The organism is Streptococcus suis (genome assembly GCF_024509555.1).
Taxonomy (GTDB): domain Bacteria; phylum Bacillota; class Bacilli; order Lactobacillales; family Streptococcaceae; genus Streptococcus; species Streptococcus suis_AD.
The window spans coordinates 1-16,447 of the sequence record NZ_JAMWEL010000024.1; the positions used below are offsets into that span (position 1 = coordinate 1).

Here is a 16,447-nt window from a genome sequence, read left to right on the forward strand (position 1 = left end):
GAGAGTTAAGTGTTTGTTTTTCATTGTCGATTGCCAACTTGTCCCATAGTAAGTTCTACCTTATTTCTTTGTCTCAGTCTAATTTCCAGTTTTTAAGACAGACTAGAACTTACTTTGAGAATTTAGCGAGGCAAAATTTTTTAAAAAAATCTGTCAAGTAACTTTACTTTACAAAAAACTTTTGTTATACTGTTAAAGTTGACGAAAGTCATACGCACTATTTTAGATTGAAAAAGGGCTATGCCCTTATATTTAACGGAGGAAAAAAGGAATGGCAGTACCTGCACGTCGCACTTCAAAAGCGAAGAAAAACAAACGTCGTACTCACTATAAAGTAGCAGCTCCAACTGTGAAATTTGATGAAACTACTGGAGATTACTCACGTTCTCACCGTGTATCTTTGAAAGGATACTACAAAGGACGTAAAATCGCTAAAGCTGCTTCAGCTGAATAATAGAAGGGAGATACCATGCGCGTAAATATTACACTTGAACACAAAGAATCTGGTGAGCGTTTGTACCTTACTTCAAAAAACAAACGTAACACTCCAGACCGTCTTCAATTGAAAAAATACTCACCAAAATTGCGTAAGCACGTAATTTTTACTGAGGTGAAATAGGGATTCACTACACGTCAATAGACGGTAGAAACCTTGATTTAATGCGATTTTTGAAATATTGAATTTCATTACATTGCAGTACAAATCAATTGAAACTCTACATTTTTCTCTACATTTTTTTAGATAATAAAATAAAGTAGAACATGCAGATATAAAAAAGAGCACTTCGAATGAGGTGCTCTTTTGTTCTATATAATTTCTTCGAAGTTGCTGTCATTTGATTGTTCAATACAAGATTACAGCTTCCATCAACTAACAGTTTTCAACTTTGCTCCGAAAATAGAATAAACTAACATTCCCAATCCAACCAGATAAACTAGATAACCAACTCCAGGAGTTCCGAATTTATAAACATAAAATGGATTCCAAATTAATACGGATGCAATTTCAATAATTGCATAACGTCTTACATTATTTGTATTATCTTGTAATAAATTTGATACTAGTAAAAATGCAACTAGACATATTACCGATGAAACGATAGGATGATCAGCAAAAGCTGGTGTCGCAAGCAAGAATTTATTCATAATATTGAATGGCAATAGTTGCGAAATTACCAACAATACAGTAGCAATTACTAAAAGTTTATTTTTAGAATATAGTTCTACTAGTTTGTGGAAATCAAAGTTGATTGCGTGGACTAACTCCTCTTTTTTTATAAAACGATTGTACAAATAAAGAATATAAATGACAGAACATAATAAAAGTGCTATCCGAATAAAATGGTACCCTAATAAAAGCTTGCTTGATTGTGCAAGATCTGTCGGCATCTCAAACAGACCAAATGTAAAAAATGACATTACTGAAGATGCAAAGTTTCCGATGTCATTTGCAAAGGCAGCACTTTGTTCAGACTCAATAACAGCTGTCGATATAGTGGAGAGTATGTTTAAAATCAGAAAAGTATTAATGACTCGGAAAGGAAGAAAAATCTTTTCATTTCGATTAATCAAAGCAATAATTTCTATGACTGAGCAAACTAAAAAGAGTGGAGCTATATTTACTTTTCCGTAGATATTCAAATTTCCAATTTGTAATGTAGCATCATAGTTCGATCAACAACCCGAAAATGGTTGATAATCTTCCATATTGAAATACCAATTATTTTACTACTTCTTTTACCAAGTTTTTTACTAATTTATTGCATTATACCAAAAAATTGCGAAAATGTCTGAAATCAAACAGACCCTGTTAAAATATTTACTTTTAATTTTGGTATATATCTTGTATAATGTATTTACAAATACAGGAGGTATATCCGATGAATGTTTTATTACGCAAAACAGGTAACAGCACTGTTATCACTATCCCAAACGCTATTAAAGAAGCACTTGGTGCTGAAATTGGTGAAGAAATCGAATTCGTCACTTCAGGAAATAATGTCATTATTCGTAAAGCTGAGCCAACATTTGACTTTGACAAAGAGTTAGAAAAAGCTATGAGCCAATACGATGAATTATTGAAAGAGCTGGTAGATAAATGAAATACCTATCCGCTGAAGACATTATCAAAATCAATGTTATGGTTATTGGAAAATATTCCCCAAAGGAGCCCGTTGGGATAGCTGATCCAAACAGCCTGCAGATGATTGTTGAGCAGCCAAAACAAGAGATTTTTGGAAAAGTACTTTATCCCGACATTTATAGTAAGGCTGCCATTATCTGGATAAACCTAATTAAGAAACACCCTTTCAAGAATGCTAACAAGCGAACTGCCGTGCTAGCTTTACATATGTTTCTAGCAACGAATGGATATCAATCCAATCTTTCCTTAAACGATGGACTGGAAAAGACGATTGAAATTGCTACGTTTCAAGGTGACTTCGAGGAATTAAAAGATAGGATTATCCAGTTTTTGAAAGAAGAAAATCGAGTGTATAAAAAATAAAAAAGTGGTTATCACCTATTTGGTCGATAACCACTTTTCTATTTTAATTGATCGCTTAGATATTTAGAAGTCTATAACAGTATCGGGTCCAGTAGAATAATCATCGAATCTATGATTTTGAATAGCTTCCAATAATGAACTATTCTTTACATCATTCATAAACATTTTCCATTTTCCAAGAATTAATAAAAAATCAAGAAAGGATTAAAGTGGATGGAAAATATACAATTAAATAGAATTGAAGAGAACTTACAAATTTTGACGACACTTTTACAGAAACAAAGCAGCCGTCAACTTCCATTATTAACACAAAAAGAGCTTTTACATGAATTGCAAATTTCACCAAATACTTTAAAGAAATGGGAAAGTAAAGGTTTGAAACGTCTTGAGCCTCCATTTGAAGGTACTAGGACAATTTATTATAAATTTTCGGATATCGTTGATTTTTTGGAAAATTAGTTGGAAAATGCTAGAATAGAAGTATCTAAATTTAGAAGAGGAGAGTCTATTTTAGCCTTTTTCAATATCTGCATGAAAGAGGTGTCATGAAAACAGAAACAATTATTCACAACAATAAAAAAGTGCTAAAACAAACTAAAAAAAACGGAGAAGTCAAATATATTTTGAGAGGCCTCTATCTTGGAAAAGATGAAAAAACAGGAAAACAGGTTACTACATCAATCACTGCAAGTACACTTCGAAAATTGGATAGACAGTGTATTCAAGCTAAAATTGATTTTGAGAAAAAGGGAGGTACTAGGAAAGAAGTTGTTAAAGTGACACAACTGAAGGAATTAGCAGAAGAATGGTTTAGGAACTATAAAAACTGGGTCTCTTCCGAGAATACTTTGAACCGTGTCCGTGGTTATCTAGATACCTACATAATACCTCGGTTTGGTGACTACGTTCCTGCGAGTATTGAACCTATCGAAATTCAATCATGGGTAAATGAACTAGCAGAAAAATCAAAAATATCTGTAGAATCTGGGACAAAACGTGCTGAAAAAGGAAGTGCAAAAGATTTTGGAGCTGTCATCCATAAATTAAGTGATATTTTCGACTTCGGTATTACAAATTACGGTTTAGCCATGAATCCTGCAGCAACAATCACTATTCCACCTAAACCAAAATCCATAAAGAAAAAAATTATGGTTCTTCACGATGAAGATTTAAAAATATGGTTAAACTTTTTATCCGAATTACCAAATACACGTGCCAACCGTCGTTTTAAAATTATTTGCAATACACTTCTTGCCTCTGCCCTACGCATAAATGAATTATTAGCATTAGATATTCATGATTTAGACATTGAAACTAGCGAAATTATTGTGAATAAAACATTAATATGGAAAAAAGCTGACAAAAAATTGGGTACAAAAGGTGAGATTATTTGTAAACCTACTCCAAAAACAGATGCAGGAAATCGACAGGTGGCTGTACCTAAAAATGTTATTGAAGACTTAATCAATTTTCATTCAGAAATGAACGACTATTTTAAAAACCACGAACTTCCCAAATCAGATCATATATTTCCTACTATTTACGGAAACTACATGTGCGATAGAAATGAACGCACCACTTTAAAAAATCGTCTTATGGCAGCTGGTTTGCCAGAATATGGTTTTCACTTATTTCGTCATACTCACGCATCATTGATGTTAAATGCAGGAGCAAATTGGAAAGAATTACAAATCCGTCTCGGACATAAATCAATTTCAACGACGATGGATACATATGCAGAGTTGGCTCCGAAGAAAAAATTTGAAGCCGTCAGTCTATTCCAGGCAAAACTTGCGGAGTTAACAGTATAGAAAAAATATCTCTACATTTTTCTCTACATCATTTTGATGAATCGCTAGAAACCTTGCTATAATAAGGTTTTCGACAGTTAAAATAGACAACACTTAACCTTTACTGAGGTAAAATAATTGAACTGGGAAAGCACTTGAAACAATGGTTTCAGGTGCTTTTATTAATTTCTGTAAGGCAACTTATTAGCATAGCTCTAGATCCTATACGCTGGCACAAGTTTAAAGTCTATTTTCTTGAAATTTTCATGAAAATGGTTTAAGATAGCTGACTGGAGGAAAAAACATGTCTAAAAAGTTTTTAGCCGAATTTATCGGTACATTTATGTTGGTCTTTATCGGGACTGGCGCTGTTGTTTTTGGTAATGGTGTAGATGGTCTTGGTCATCTTGGAATTGCATTTGCCTTTGGTCTTTCTATTGTAGCGGCCGCTTACAGTATCGGTACTGTTTCAGGTGCACACTTGAACCCTGCTGTTTCATTGGCAATGTTCATCAACAAGCGTTTGAATGCACAAGAATTTGCTACTTACATGGCTGCACAAGTTTTGGGAGCAATCCTTGCCTCATCAACCTTGATTTTCTTCTTGTCAAATGCTGGACTTTCAACAGCAAGTTTAGGAGAAAATGGATTTTCAACTGTAAATGCCGCAGGTGCTTTCTTGTTTGAAGTAATTGCAACCTTTATCTTTGTTTTGGTTATCGTTACAGTAACTTCAGCAAGCAAAGGCAACGGAAAAATTGCAGGTCTTGTTATTGGCTTGACTTTAACCTTGCTCATCATCTTGGGCTTGAACGTGACAGGTCTTTCAGTTAACCCAGCACGTAGCTTGGCTCCAGCTCTTTTTGTAGGTGGAACTGCCCTTAGCCAAGTTTGGGTCTTTATCCTTGCTCCGCTAGTTGGTGCTGCTCTTGCTGCGCTAGTAGGTCAACATTTATTGGAAACTGAAAAATAAGTTAAACACCATTTTGTAGGTCAACAAGTAGAAAACTTCGCTCATCTGGGCGAAGTTTTTTGATTTATGATTTCCACAAAACGATGGGTAAATTGGGCGGTCATTCCCCAGATATTTTCTGGTAGATTTTCATAAAAGGGAACAAAGCGTTTGTGATGACTGAAAGGATAGTCAACCCCACCTCTCAAACGTTCAAAGGGAAAGTCACAATCTGGGACAATTTGTGAATCCAGTTGATAATAGACAGGGGCCGTTTTTTGCAAGGTTTCTAGTGGAACTGTAAAGAATCGAGCCACTTCGTCATTGGGTTGAAGGGTATTCCAGTCCAGTTGAAGTCGTCCGACAAAACAACGAATCGTCGAGCGACCGAAAACGAGATAATCAATTTCACCTAGTAATTCAACTTGTTCAGCTTGAATATCCAATTCTTCGATGACTTCGCGAACGGCAGCTTCTTCTGCTGTCTCGCCTTCATCAATTCCGCCGCCAGGAAAGGAAACTTCCCCTGGTTGAGAAATAGACTCGCTCCGAATTTCATATAGAACTTGCCACTGATCATCTGACCATACTAGAGGCAAGAAAACTGCATAGGACCGTTTTTCTCCCAATGGTTGGGGCTGATAGTCTTTCAATAATGCCTGCAATTGATCAGTCATGGCAACTCCTTACTAACTAGTGATTTGTGTTTATTTTAACGAATTTTGTGGCATCTGGCAAGAACTTTGTCTAGATAAAAAACTGAGAAGTTTCCTTCCCAGTTTAGTCGTTTATTTTCCTTTTAACATACCCATAATACCACGAGTTACCACTCGCCCAACTTCCCGTCCGACCTGACTCATCAGGTTCTTGGTAAAACGGTCCATCATGGAATCTGTTTTGCGACTGGCTGGTTGGCTAGCTTTTTGAGCTGCTTTAGCCGCTTCTTTCTGGGCTTTTTCTTCCATTTTAGCGGCTTCTTTTGCTTCTTTTTCTGCCTGTTTTTCCGCCTCGGCCTGCTCTGCTTTTTTGATGAGTTCGGCTTCTTTAGCCTCCGTCATGGCCAAAATCTGCTCATGGGCTGACTCACGATTGACCGCGTCAGCATATTTTTCCATCAAAGGAGAATTATTGATAACTGACAAGAGGGCGCTTGGCTCCACCGTTCCCAGCACACTCTTTGGAGGATAAATCAATACTCGATCCGCAAAGCTTGGTGTCCCGTCAGCTTGCAGAGTAGACACAACCGCTTCCCCTACCTGCAATTCCTGAATGACCTTGGCCAAATCCTCATCACCTTCTTGACGGAAGGTTTCGGCAACTGTCGCGACTGTCTTGAGTTCTTTTGGCGTAAAGGCGCGAAGACCGTGTTGGATACGATTACCCAACTGGGCTGCCACGCTATCAGGAATATCCGTTGGATTTTGGGTGACAAAGAAGACCCCTACACCTTTTGAACGAATCAAACGGACAATCAATTCAATCTTTTCAAGAAGAACTTTCGGTGCATCTTTGAAGAGAACATGGGCCTCATCAAAGAAGAAGACCATCTTAGGCTTGTCCAAATCGCCCACCTCGGGCAAGACTTCATAAAGCTCAGACAAAAGGCTAAGAAGAACCGTTGAATATAATGTTGGTTGATTAAATAGCTGAGTAGCTTGGAGAACGTTGATAACCCCACGGCCATCTTCTGCTGTACGCATCAAATCAGCAATTTCTAGACTTGGCTCACCGAAGAAAATCTTACCACCTTGTTGCTCCAAAACAACCAGGCTACGCAAGATAGCACCAACCGAACGAGCTGGAATATTTCCATAATACTGGCCCAGCTCTGCCGCATTTTCAGCCACAAAATTGAGCATAGCCCGCAGGTCCATCAAATCAATCAAGAGAAGCCCACGCTCATCTGCTACACTAAATACGATATTCAGTATAGATTCTTGAGTATCATTCAAGCCCAACAAACGTGTCAGTAGGACAGGTCCCAACTCTGAAATGGTCATGCGAACAGGGGTTCCATTTTCACCCAAAACATCCCATAATTCCACAGGATAGCCAACTGGGCTATAGTCAGGATAATGGGTCTTCTCTAGACGACTAGGATCAATCTCCTTGGTATTGGCCGCAACCAAACTATTCAAGTCGCCCTTGATGTCCGACAGAAAGACAGGGATTCCCGCATCACTCAACTGTTCCGCCAAGACCTTTAAGGTCACTGTCTTCCCTGTACCTGTCGCACCTGCAATGATTCCATGACGATTGAGCCGCTTGAGCTGCATCTCCGCTCGACTACTTCCATAGCCAAAAGCAATAACATCTGACATATTCTAGCCTCATTTCCGATTTTTTCTAGCTTTATTGTAGCATAGTTTTCAGGAAAATAGCAGAGCAGATAACTTAGCTTTCACATAAAATATTCATATCCATTCTTTCTACATATCATGATTTTCAGACAAATGAAGGTCATCTGTCAATTGATAACGGTTACTTTTGTTTTTTACTGAAAAACACTTACTTTTTTAGCGGTTTTCTGTTATACTCTTTTATTGTGAGAACATTCTCAAATACGTTTTAAAATACAAAGGGGATTATTATGGCAGCACAACCAGATTCGCTGATTTATAATATCGACAAAAGTATCAAGAAAAAAGCAGACTTGATCGAAAACAACTATTTTGCCTATGCTATTCGTGCAACCATGGCTAGTGTCTATCTAGCAATCGGTTTGGCCATCTCAGTTTATACGGCTGACAAGCTCAATCATATCGTTCCTGATTTAGGAAAATTCAGCTACGCTTTGATGTTTGGTTGGTGCTTGGTCATGATTTTGTATATGAATGCTGAGCTTGGTACTTCAAACATGATGTATATGACTTCTGCCATTCACCGCAAGGTTATCCCAACTAAGACTGCTTTGAAAATCTTGGCAACATGTATTTTCTTCAACTTTGTCGGTGCGGTTATCGTCTGCTACCTCTTGTCTTTGACCTTACCATACCAACATATTGACCCACACAGCTACTTGTTGGAAGCAACAGTTGCTAAATTGGCTAAGACACCATTGACACAGTTTGTAGAAGGTATCTTCGCTAACATCGTTGTAAACATTGCTGTGTTTGTTACCATGCGTATGAAAGACGATGCTGGTCGTGTTATCTCATTGATCTTTATCATCTTCATCTTTGCCTTCCTTGGCTTTGAGCACGTTATCGCAAACTTCTCTACCTTCTCACTTGCCTTCTTTGCAAATGGCGGACCAGTCGAAGGAATGAATCTCTTGAGCGTACTAAGCAACTTCCTCTTCTCAGGACTTGGAAACTACGTTGGTGGTGGTCTCTTAATCGGTCTTCTCTATAGCTGGTTGAGCGATAAATCAAAACTTTACGTTGACTAATATAACTGTTTACGGTTGGAAATCCAACCGTTTTTTTTGACAATTTTTGCACATATATCGTTGACAAAATATCTGTTTAGGTGTATATTTAATATATAACAAGTTTTGATATATAATAAAAATCAAATATATGTCAAATCTAAACCTACCTACACAAGCATCAAGGAAAGGAGTGTCCTATGTATTTTCCAGTCCCCGCAGTGTTGACGGAATTTCTCATCATGGCTATTTTAGAATCCGATGATTCTTACGGCTACGAAATCTGTCAGACCATCAAACTGATTGCCAACATCAAGGAGTCTGCCCTCTATCCCATCCTAAAGCGATTAGAGCAAAATGACTTTTTGACCACCTACTCCCAAGAATACCAAGGTCGGATGCGAAAGTATTACAGTCTGACCCAGCTGGGCCATGAAGAACTGGTTCGGCTCAAAGATGATTGGGATACCTATACAACAACCATCAATGGTATTATAGAAGGGAGCGTCCGCCATGACAAGAACTGAGTACATGGAGCAGTTGGAAAAACACTTAAAAAAACTGCCCCACAAGGAATATTTGGAAGCCAGAAATTTTTTTGAAGAATACTTTGACGAGGCAGGTCCTGAACGTGAAGCCGATATCATGGAAGAGTTGGGGTCTCCTAAGGAAGCAGCCAATGAACTGATCAACAACATGCTCAACCGTCAACTAGAAGATACAGCTCCAACAGAAGATGTGACCAGTCCTCAGGACAAGCGCTTCTTGCTCACTTTGGCTTTGTTGAGCGCTGCCCTTCTCATCTCTGCTTTCTTCCTCTTTGTTGAACCACTGCTTGGAATCATGGGAATCTTCCTGGTCACTATCAGCGCAGCTTTTTACATCGGTAAAAACTTAGAGCAATTGAAACATACACGGAAAACAGTTTGGTTGGCCAGTCTTGCTCTGATTACCCTCCCGATTACCATCCCTCTTCTTCTCTTGCTGATCGGGGCCTTGTTGGGCTTGGTATTATTAATTGTCGCCTTCATCATTGGTGCATTTGGCTTGGGAGTCGGCTTGATGGTTACTGGTGGTTCCTTGATTTGGGAAGGATTTACCTTGCTTTCAGAAGGAGTCAATGTCTTCATCATGGGTTTTGGCGCTGGCGTATCCCTGTTTGGTGCGGCCATCCTACTCTACCTTTTGACCGGATTTTTCTCCTATTGGGCATGGCGATTGGTCAAAACCTTCTTCCAATGGATCTTGAAACGAGGTAAACGAGCATGAAAAAGAAACTTACTATCGCCCTCATCACGGGCTTTGTCAGCTTGATTTCTGGCTTGATTCTGGTCGGAATAGGATTTTTCTCTGGTGGTCTCAACCGCCTGGAAGAAATCGCAAAGCCAAATCAGGTTCAAACATCCTATACTTCCCTATCAGAAATCCAGATTAAAGATCTTCCGCATTCAGTTACGATCAAGGAATCAACCGATGGACTCTTCCATGTGTCCTATGCCAACTCAAAAAATAACACCCACAACACAGTTGAAGTCACTGAGAAAAATGGCATCCTGGCTCTAAGCTCAAAAAATCCCCAACTGTCCATTCAAGGTATCATGCAGTTTCTCGGGGAAAGATTAGCCGATGACGCCATCGACATCTACTCAGTTACCATCGAGGTTCCAACAGGTAAGCAGCTGGACAGACTCATCAGTAACAATGCCTATAATCGCTACTACGATAGTCTCTACATCGAAAATGTCCATATCAAGGAAATGACCGTCGAGCAAGGCGGGAGGCTCTATCTCAACAATGTCCAATTGGAATCAGGTACTGTAAGTAGTTACTATACAAATATCAGTAAATCAACGATTAAAAATACCACTATCTCTGCACAAGGTGACAATATCCATTTCTATCAGACCCAGCTCGAAAATGTTTCTGTTGAAAACTATGGCCAACTGGATTTGATTGAAGGAACTCTCCTAGGAGACAACAAATTCCTCCCACACGAAGACCGAGCTTATACCGTGACCAATATCGATCTGACTGACCAATCATTAGCAGACATCAATCTCCAGATTCAAAATAAGCTTGACGTGAGAAGTCTAGGCGAATTTATGGGCTACTACTACGAGTCAGATGAAGAGTGGGAAACTGCCCAAAGCGAATCAAGTCTGATTGACGAAAGTCAGTTGAAAGACATTGGTATCTTTACAAGAGACCAGTATGAAAAACTAGAGGTCAAGGAAACAGAAGATGGTTTTAGTCTGACGGTTGAGAAAAAAGAAAGTAAAAACAAATTAACCGTTGAAGCAACCAACGCGACTATCAACCTCCGTGATCCAAAATAAATGACCGAACAGCTAACAAAGACCAACTTAGGATTCCTAAGTTGGTCTTTTCGTTCTATTGTGGGCAGAATTACTTGCTCGTTAAGCCTTTCTTCAAGCTTCTCCAAAAGCCGATATCATCGGTCTGTAAAATCAAGCCTGCATAGGATTTGCCAATGAAGACGATTGCTCCAATCGTGGTCGCTGCGAGAATGAAGAAGGATAGCCAGGTCTCCCAGCTACTTGCCCAGCCATTTATCTGGCGAATCGGCATAAAGAAGGAGGATAAAAATGGGATGTAGGATCCGATTTTCACCACCATATGTTCTTGCGCTTGTTGCCCAAAGGTCATGGCTCCTAAAAATCCGATGATAATAGGATACATAACAGGTTGAACAGCCTTGTTGACATCTTCTGGCCTCACCACAAGAGAGCCACACAAGGAAGCCAGGGTTACTCCTAGGAGCAGGCCGAAAATAGCAAAGAGAATCATGATCCAGTCCAAGTTGTCTAAAACAGCTTGCACCAAGACATGGTTTGACTCAAAGATTTCCTTGGTCAATTCTAATTGTCCTGCTAGGTGATAGGCTAAGATGCCACCTACAAGATAGACACCCAAATGGGTCGCAATGACGAGGAAGATGCCAAAGATGCGACCATAGAAATAGGTCCAGGCTGGAACACTAGAGAAAATCACTTCCATGATTTTCGTTCCCTTTTCACTGGCTACTTCCTGGGCAGTTGTAGAAGCATAGACAATAGTCATGATGTACATGAGGAAAATCAAGCCAAAGAAGGTAATCATCTGTCCAATTTTTTCCAGCCCCTCTTGGTCACCAACTTCCTCCACATAGGAAGGCTGGATGGCTAGAACTTCAAGCTGAGTTGGTGTCAGTTGAGCATTTGCTTCATTGAGCTGCTGCTGCAAACTCTCTAGAATAGACTGGAAGGTTTGCTGAACGGATTGAGAAGGGACCTCTTTTCCATGATAGGTCGCCTGGTATTGCTGGTCCACAACTGCGACCTTGATATAGCCTGCCAACTCTTCTTCTGAAAGCTGTTGCTTGGCTTCTTCTTCTGTCACAAGAACCAGGTCTAAATCGAGGGTGGCAAAGGCCATGTGGGCCATAAAGTCCTCACTTACGAGACCAATTTTTTCCGACCCAGCATTCATGCTAGAGCTTGTTAGATAGCCTGATCCCAAAGATAAGCCGAGAAAGAGGAAGGGAGATAGGACCATAAAAACAAAGGACCAGGATTTGACCTGACGGAGATAGGTTTCTTTTGCAACTAATAACAAGGCTTTCATTCTGCCACCCCCGATTTCATTTTAAAGATTTCATCAATAGTTGGAGCCTGCTGGTCAAAGGTGGTCAGATACCGCCCACCACTAATCAACTGGAACAATTCCTGACCTGCTGATTCATCATCCAAGACTAGTCGCCACTTGTCTTGATTGGTCATCTGAATAGAAAGGACATGGGGCAGACCTTCCAAACGTTCTTTCGGGATATCAGATGATAGGAAGAGCCTTGTCCGACCAAATTGACGGCGGATATCCTGAATGCCCCCATTGAGAACCAATTGACCATCTTGAATCATGAGCAGTTGGTCACAGAGTTCCTCCACATTGGTCATGACATGATCTGAGAAAATGAGAGTCGCTCCGCGTTCTTTTTCTTCCAAAATAACCCGTTTCAAGAGATCCGTATTAACAGGATCAAGACCAGAAAATGGCTCATCTAAAATGATTAAACTTGGCTGATGTATCAAGGTAACAATCAATTGAATTTTCTGTTGATTCCCCTTGGATAGACTCTTTATCTTGTCATTCATCTTGCCCTTGACCTGCAATCGCTCCATCCACACAGGCAATTTTTCTGCTACTTCCTTGCTGGTCATGCCCTTAAGGCTAGCCAGATACCGCACCTGATCAAAAATGGTCAACTTGGGCATGAGGCTCCGCTCTTCTGGCAGGTAGCCGATTTTTGGGAACAAAGCTGGCGTGACAGCCTGCTGATCCAAGATAATCTCTCCCTCGTAGCTGACAAAACGCAGTAAGGAATGGAAAAAGGTTGTTTTACCGGCACCATTTTTCCCTACTAGACCACAGATTGTTCCTGATGGAATCGTGAATGAAATGTCCTGCAAGACTTCCTTGGTCCCGTAACTTTTACATAAGTGACGAACTTCTAACATCTCAACCTCCTTAGAATTGATTGATTTTATTGTACACCTTTTTCTTGGCATTGTAAATAGTTGCTTGTAAAAAAATGTAAAATAACAGAACAGGAAACCTGCTCTGCTATTGTCCCAAAAACTACTCCTCAGTAGGTCGATAAATCAAGAGCCCCAATCCCATAAAGCCTACTAAGAAGAGACTAAGCATCCATGTTTGATGACTACTATTTCCAACCATAGAAATGGTTTGACGAAGACCTGAAACAGAATAGGTCATTGGAAGATAGGGCTGAATGATTTGAAAGAAGCGTGGGCTGAGTTCAATTGGATAGGTACCTGCACTTGATCCAAGCTGTAGTAACAAGAGAATTAAACTGGCAAAGGATCCGAAACGATTGTTCCAGCCTACCAAGGCTGTAACGAGGGCCATGAAGGTCCAAGAAGCTAAGAGGATTAATCCCAAGGTTGCCATTGGATGAGCCGGATCGATTCCAATCAAGCGAAGAACACCGTACAGAATCAATGTTGCTAGACTGGCTATCGTACCATTCAGTAACAATTTCCCTTTAGCCCAATCCCAACGATCTTTGTAGGAGCGATTATCAATATGTTTGACAAAAATAACATTCGCTGATAAGGCTGCAACCATCAGTGCGACTGATACCATGTAAGGAGCCATGCCGACTCCGTTGGTTTTCACATCATCTTTGTCACTGTGCTCCAAGGTGACTGGTTGAGAAACTGCTTGTGCATTTTTGTCTTCTACAGAGACGACTGATAGTTGTTGACTGGCTGAGCTGAGTGAATTCGTCAGGGTTTCACTACCTGTACGAAGACTGGAAATACCGCTTGTCAAGGTTTGACCGCCACTGGCCAACTGATCCGCACCAGCAATTAATTGCTGACTACCTGAAGCCAGTTGTCCTGAACCGCTGACAAGTTGACTGGAGTTGGCAGCCAAGGTTGCCAATCCTGATGTTAACTGGCCACCTCCTGATTGGATACTACTATTATTCGCAACCAACTGGGCTCCACCCTCTGCTAATTGGGCAACACCTGCGGTATAGGCTGTTACTCCTGACATGAGCTGACTTGCTCCATTTGATAATTGCGTTTGAAGTTGACTCACACCACTCGTCAAGGCTTGAGTTCCTGGTAGAACTTGTTGGTTCAAGGCGGTGTTGACCTGACTCAAGCCACTTGATAGGTTTTCAATGGCTGTTGTAGCACCTGGCAATGCTTGATTGGCAGCCGTGTTGATCTGACCGACAGCTGATTGTAGCTGGCTCATTTGTGTTGCCATACCAGAAAGACTTTGTAGGCTAGATAAGGCTTGACTGAGTTGCGACATTTGACCCAAAATCGTTTGGGCTGCTGTCACTGTTGTTGAAGGCGAGTTTTGGAGGGCTCCAACCAATTCAGCTTGCTGATCAGCTGTCAAGTTTTGATAGGTAGCCGTTGCTTGCAAGGCTTCAATGCTGGCTGTTTTATCAGCTTGTGCTGCAGTCAACAATCCTTGAGCTTGAGCCCCCATCTCTGTCAAGAGGCTAGATAGAGTAGAGGTATCTACTGCAAGTCCTCCGATACTTGATAGGCTATCATTTAATTGATTGATGGCCGCCTGCAACTGAGGAAGCCCTGTCAATAAGGCCTGTATTTGACTAGACTGTTCAGCAGACAAACTAGTTGAACTAGCCAGTTGCTCCAAGCCTGCCTGCAATTGATTGGCTCCCGTTACCAGTTGTTCAACCTGACTTGCTCCTGATTGCAATTGTCCCACCCCAGCGATGAGCTGTGAGGAATTGGCATTTAATTGCTCCGCACCTGAAGCAAGACTAGCTACCCCATTTGTGTAGGTCGTTAAGCCACTGGAAAGTGTTTGACTGCCTGTCGCAGCCTGGTTGACTCCATCTGTATAAGACACAAGACCGGTGGCCAATTGGTTTGCTCCTGTCACCAGTGATTGACCTGATGAAGATAAGGTAGATAAGCCTGATGATAGAGTCTGACTTCCGGTTTCTAATTGACTAGCACCATCTGTCAATTGTTGACTACCATCTGCTGCCTCAACCATACCAGATTGAATCTCTCCCATGCTTTCAAAAACGGCAGTTGTGTATGTTTCAGTAATCGTCTCTGAAACAGATGTCTTTAATTTCTCCATAGCTGATTCGCCCATCTTAGAAGCGACAAAGCTGTGACCTTTAGAGGTTTGATAGGAAATTGTTAGTGGTTTAGGCTGATCCGTCAAGAGACTGGATGCTTTTTCTGATAAATCTTCTGGTAGGGTGATGACCATGTAATAGTCCCCTTCTTCCAAACCTTTTTCCGCATCTGTTTCTGATACAAAGTGGAAATCCAGACTCTTGCTCTCTTTCATATTGTCCACCATATCATCACCAATGGTGAGGGTTTTATCTTGAAAGCTTGCCGACTGGTCTTGATTGATCACTGCTACAGGAAGCTGGTCTAGTCGACCGTAAGGGTCCCACATTGAGGTTAGGAAACTAATGTTATATAAGGCTGGGACACAGGCAACACCAATAATGGTAACCAAAGTCATTGGTTTTTTGAAAATATTCTTTACTTTTTGTAACATAAGCAACTCCTTTAGACATACTGTCCAAAAACTGATAAAATACATTATACAAGTATCATTTTCAAAATCAAGTTAGAAGAACCGTTTTTAGACATTGTGTCTAAAAATGTTCAAAAGGAGAAATTATGGGAACAGATAATCGAAAAGAACGGACACGTCAGGCAATTTTAGAAGCCATGATTACTTGTCTTGAATCGCAACCTTTTAACGAAATTACAACCACACACCTGGCAAGTCAAGCCGGCATCAGCCGTTCTAGTTTTTATACACATTATAAGGATAAATATGAATTGATTGAGGCCTATCAAAAAGATTTATTTCATCAATTCGAATACATTTTTGATCATCATGGGCAGAATAGAACACAAGTTTTTTTAGAAATTTTTCAATTACTCTATCGAGAACAACTCCTTTCTGCCTTGCTCAGTCATCATGGTACACAGGAAATTCAACAATTTCTAATCCATAAGGTCCGCATATTGATTGCAAGGGATTTGAAAGAATATTTCAAAGAACCATTATCAGAAAAGGAAAAAGAATACCGTAGTATTTATTTTTCACATGCCTTCTTCGGTATCATGCAGGTTTGGATAAAAAATGGGAAGCAAGAATCACCTCAATTCATGACGGATTTTCTAATCAAAATGTTACCGTAAACATTATTTTCTGCCTTCACAACTTAAGAAATATGGTATAATAGCCTTATTGTGCAAACGTTTTCTTAAAAGGAGATA

At 40.1% G+C, this 16,447-nt stretch carries 18 protein-coding genes; 12 read left to right on the forward strand and 6 right to left on the reverse strand.

Translation table 11 applies throughout. The features are described 5' to 3' along the window. The first annotated feature begins 271 nt into the window (after positions 1 to 271). A complete protein-coding gene (gene rpmF / locus NF418_RS09045; protein WP_002937589.1) occupies positions 272 to 454 on the forward strand; it encodes a 50S ribosomal protein L32 in 183 nt (60 codons plus the stop codon). Positions 455 to 469: 15 nt separating this feature from the next. Continuing rightward, the gene (rpmG, locus tag NF418_RS09050) at positions 470 to 619 is read left to right on the forward strand and encodes a 50S ribosomal protein L33 (RefSeq protein ID WP_002262412.1); all 150 of its coding nucleotides are present in this window, start codon (positions 470 to 472) and stop codon (positions 617 to 619) included. A gap of 248 nt (positions 620 to 867) precedes the next feature. On the opposite strand, the gene NF418_RS09055 is transcribed toward rpmG, so the two are convergent. Continuing rightward, positions 868 to 1,641 carry a hypothetical protein gene (locus NF418_RS09055; RefSeq protein WP_256779343.1) on the reverse strand — a complete coding sequence of 258 codons (774 nt, stop codon included), beginning with the start codon at positions 1,639 to 1,641 and terminating at the stop codon, positions 868 to 870. Between the two features lie 239 nt (positions 1,642 to 1,880). Between NF418_RS09055 and NF418_RS09060 the strand changes: the two genes are divergently transcribed. From NF418_RS09060 to NF418_RS09080, 5 genes are all read left to right on the forward strand, one after another. Further along, positions 1,881 to 2,102, forward strand: coding sequence for an AbrB/MazE/SpoVT family DNA-binding domain-containing protein (locus NF418_RS09060; protein ID WP_024377377.1), 222 nt, complete (start codon positions 1,881 to 1,883; stop codon positions 2,100 to 2,102). Continuing rightward, the gene (locus NF418_RS09065) at positions 2,099 to 2,506 is read left to right on the forward strand and encodes a type II toxin-antitoxin system death-on-curing family toxin (RefSeq protein WP_024377378.1); all 408 of its coding nucleotides are present in this window, start codon (positions 2,099 to 2,101) and stop codon (positions 2,504 to 2,506) included. Before NF418_RS09060 ends, NF418_RS09065 begins: the two co-directional genes overlap by 4 nt. Positions 2,507 to 2,719: 213 nt before the next feature. After that, positions 2,720 to 2,965 carry a helix-turn-helix domain-containing protein gene (locus tag NF418_RS09070; protein ID WP_256779346.1) on the forward strand — a complete coding sequence of 82 codons (246 nt, stop codon included), beginning with the start codon at positions 2,720 to 2,722 and terminating at the stop codon, positions 2,963 to 2,965. A gap of 86 nt (positions 2,966 to 3,051) precedes the next feature. Further along, the gene (locus tag NF418_RS09075; RefSeq protein ID WP_256779348.1) at positions 3,052 to 4,317 is read left to right on the forward strand and encodes a tyrosine-type recombinase/integrase; all 1,266 of its coding nucleotides are present in this window, start codon (positions 3,052 to 3,054) and stop codon (positions 4,315 to 4,317) included. A 283-nt stretch (positions 4,318 to 4,600) separates the two neighbouring features. Beyond that, the gene (locus tag NF418_RS09080; RefSeq protein WP_256779349.1) at positions 4,601 to 5,269 is read left to right on the forward strand and encodes an MIP/aquaporin family protein; all 669 of its coding nucleotides are present in this window, start codon (positions 4,601 to 4,603) and stop codon (positions 5,267 to 5,269) included. Between the two features lie 41 nt (positions 5,270 to 5,310). Here NF418_RS09080 and NF418_RS09085 read toward each other — a convergent pair whose 3' ends face one another. Both NF418_RS09085 and NF418_RS09090 read right to left on the reverse strand, forming a co-directional pair. Beyond that, positions 5,311 to 5,925, reverse strand: coding sequence for an NUDIX hydrolase (locus tag NF418_RS09085; protein ID WP_256779351.1), 615 nt, complete (start codon positions 5,923 to 5,925; stop codon positions 5,311 to 5,313). 111 nt (positions 5,926 to 6,036) lie between these two features. Then, positions 6,037 to 7,569: a helicase HerA-like domain-containing protein gene (locus tag NF418_RS09090; RefSeq protein WP_256779353.1), complete on the reverse strand. Its 1,533-nt coding sequence runs from the start codon at positions 7,567 to 7,569 to the stop codon at positions 6,037 to 6,039. A 269-nt stretch (positions 7,570 to 7,838) separates the two neighbouring features. Here NF418_RS09090 and NF418_RS09095 point away from each other — a divergent pair, with 269 nt between their 5' ends. From NF418_RS09095 to NF418_RS09110, 4 genes are all read left to right on the forward strand, one after another. Beyond that, positions 7,839 to 8,639 carry a formate/nitrite transporter family protein gene (locus NF418_RS09095; RefSeq protein WP_172053957.1) on the forward strand — a complete coding sequence of 267 codons (801 nt, stop codon included), beginning with the start codon at positions 7,839 to 7,841 and terminating at the stop codon, positions 8,637 to 8,639. 179 nt (positions 8,640 to 8,818) lie between these two features. After that, positions 8,819 to 9,145, forward strand: coding sequence for a PadR family transcriptional regulator (locus NF418_RS09100; RefSeq protein ID WP_256779356.1), 327 nt, complete (start codon positions 8,819 to 8,821; stop codon positions 9,143 to 9,145). Continuing rightward, entirely contained in the window at positions 9,132 to 9,887 is a 756-nt protein-coding gene (locus tag NF418_RS09105) for a DUF1700 domain-containing protein (protein ID WP_256779358.1), read from the forward strand. Before NF418_RS09100 ends, NF418_RS09105 begins: the two co-directional genes overlap by 14 nt. After that, on the forward strand, positions 9,884 to 10,954 hold the full coding sequence (locus NF418_RS09110; protein WP_256779359.1) for a DUF4097 family beta strand repeat-containing protein: 1,071 nt from the start codon (positions 9,884 to 9,886) through the stop codon (positions 10,952 to 10,954). Before NF418_RS09105 ends, NF418_RS09110 begins: the two co-directional genes overlap by 4 nt. 70 nt (positions 10,955 to 11,024) lie before the next feature. Here NF418_RS09110 and NF418_RS09115 read toward each other — a convergent pair whose 3' ends face one another. From NF418_RS09115 to NF418_RS09125, 3 genes are all read right to left on the reverse strand, one after another. Continuing rightward, positions 11,025 to 12,242: an ABC transporter permease gene (locus tag NF418_RS09115; RefSeq protein ID WP_256779360.1), complete on the reverse strand. Its 1,218-nt coding sequence runs from the start codon at positions 12,240 to 12,242 to the stop codon at positions 11,025 to 11,027. Then, positions 12,239 to 13,132, reverse strand: a complete 894-nt coding sequence (locus NF418_RS09120; RefSeq protein WP_256779361.1) for an ABC transporter ATP-binding protein — start codon at positions 13,130 to 13,132, stop codon at positions 12,239 to 12,241. The genes NF418_RS09115 and NF418_RS09120 overlap by 4 nt, the downstream gene beginning before the upstream one ends. A gap of 121 nt (positions 13,133 to 13,253) precedes the next feature. Then, the gene (locus tag NF418_RS09125) at positions 13,254 to 15,713 is read right to left on the reverse strand and encodes a YhgE/Pip family protein (RefSeq protein ID WP_256779363.1); all 2,460 of its coding nucleotides are present in this window, start codon (positions 15,711 to 15,713) and stop codon (positions 13,254 to 13,256) included. A 125-nt stretch (positions 15,714 to 15,838) separates the two neighbouring features. Between NF418_RS09125 and NF418_RS09130 the strand changes: the two genes are divergently transcribed. Further along, positions 15,839 to 16,369, forward strand: a complete 531-nt coding sequence (locus tag NF418_RS09130; protein ID WP_256779364.1) for a TetR/AcrR family transcriptional regulator — start codon at positions 15,839 to 15,841, stop codon at positions 16,367 to 16,369. The last annotated feature ends 78 nt before the right edge of the window (positions 16,370 to 16,447 follow it).

Excerpts from the sequence above, each read along its gene's own strand:
- NF418_RS09110 (WP_256779359.1), top strand. The coding sequence starts at position 9,884 with ATGAAAAAGAAACTTACTATCGCCCTCATCACGGGCTTTGTCAGCTTG.
- NF418_RS09095 (WP_172053957.1), top strand. The coding sequence starts at position 7,839 with ATGGCAGCACAACCAGATTCGCTGATTTATAATATCGACAAAAGTATC.
- NF418_RS09080 (WP_256779349.1), top strand. The coding sequence starts at position 4,601 with ATGTCTAAAAAGTTTTTAGCCGAATTTATCGGTACATTTATGTTGGTC.
- NF418_RS09125 (WP_256779363.1), bottom strand. The coding sequence starts at position 15,713 with ATGTTACAAAAAGTAAAGAATATTTTCAAAAAACCAATGACTTTGGTT.
- NF418_RS09065 (WP_024377378.1), top strand. The coding sequence starts at position 2,099 with ATGAAATACCTATCCGCTGAAGACATTATCAAAATCAATGTTATGGTT.
- NF418_RS09130 (WP_256779364.1), top strand. The coding sequence starts at position 15,839 with ATGGGAACAGATAATCGAAAAGAACGGACACGTCAGGCAATTTTAGAA.
- NF418_RS09105 (WP_256779358.1), top strand. The coding sequence starts at position 9,132 with ATGACAAGAACTGAGTACATGGAGCAGTTGGAAAAACACTTAAAAAAA.
- NF418_RS09060 (WP_024377377.1), top strand. The coding sequence starts at position 1,881 with ATGAATGTTTTATTACGCAAAACAGGTAACAGCACTGTTATCACTATC.
- NF418_RS09115 (WP_256779360.1), bottom strand. The coding sequence starts at position 12,242 with ATGAAAGCCTTGTTATTAGTTGCAAAAGAAACCTATCTCCGTCAGGTC.
- NF418_RS09120 (WP_256779361.1), bottom strand. The coding sequence starts at position 13,132 with ATGTTAGAAGTTCGTCACTTATGTAAAAGTTACGGGACCAAGGAAGTC.
- NF418_RS09075 (WP_256779348.1), top strand. The coding sequence starts at position 3,052 with ATGAAAACAGAAACAATTATTCACAACAATAAAAAAGTGCTAAAACAA.
- rpmF (WP_002937589.1), top strand. The coding sequence starts at position 272 with ATGGCAGTACCTGCACGTCGCACTTCAAAAGCGAAGAAAAACAAACGT.
- NF418_RS09090 (WP_256779353.1), bottom strand. The coding sequence starts at position 7,569 with ATGTCAGATGTTATTGCTTTTGGCTATGGAAGTAGTCGAGCGGAGATG.
- NF418_RS09085 (WP_256779351.1), bottom strand. The coding sequence starts at position 5,925 with ATGACTGATCAATTGCAGGCATTATTGAAAGACTATCAGCCCCAACCA.
- NF418_RS09100 (WP_256779356.1), top strand. The coding sequence starts at position 8,819 with ATGTATTTTCCAGTCCCCGCAGTGTTGACGGAATTTCTCATCATGGCT.
- NF418_RS09070 (WP_256779346.1), top strand. The coding sequence starts at position 2,720 with ATGGAAAATATACAATTAAATAGAATTGAAGAGAACTTACAAATTTTG.
- rpmG (WP_002262412.1), top strand. The coding sequence starts at position 470 with ATGCGCGTAAATATTACACTTGAACACAAAGAATCTGGTGAGCGTTTG.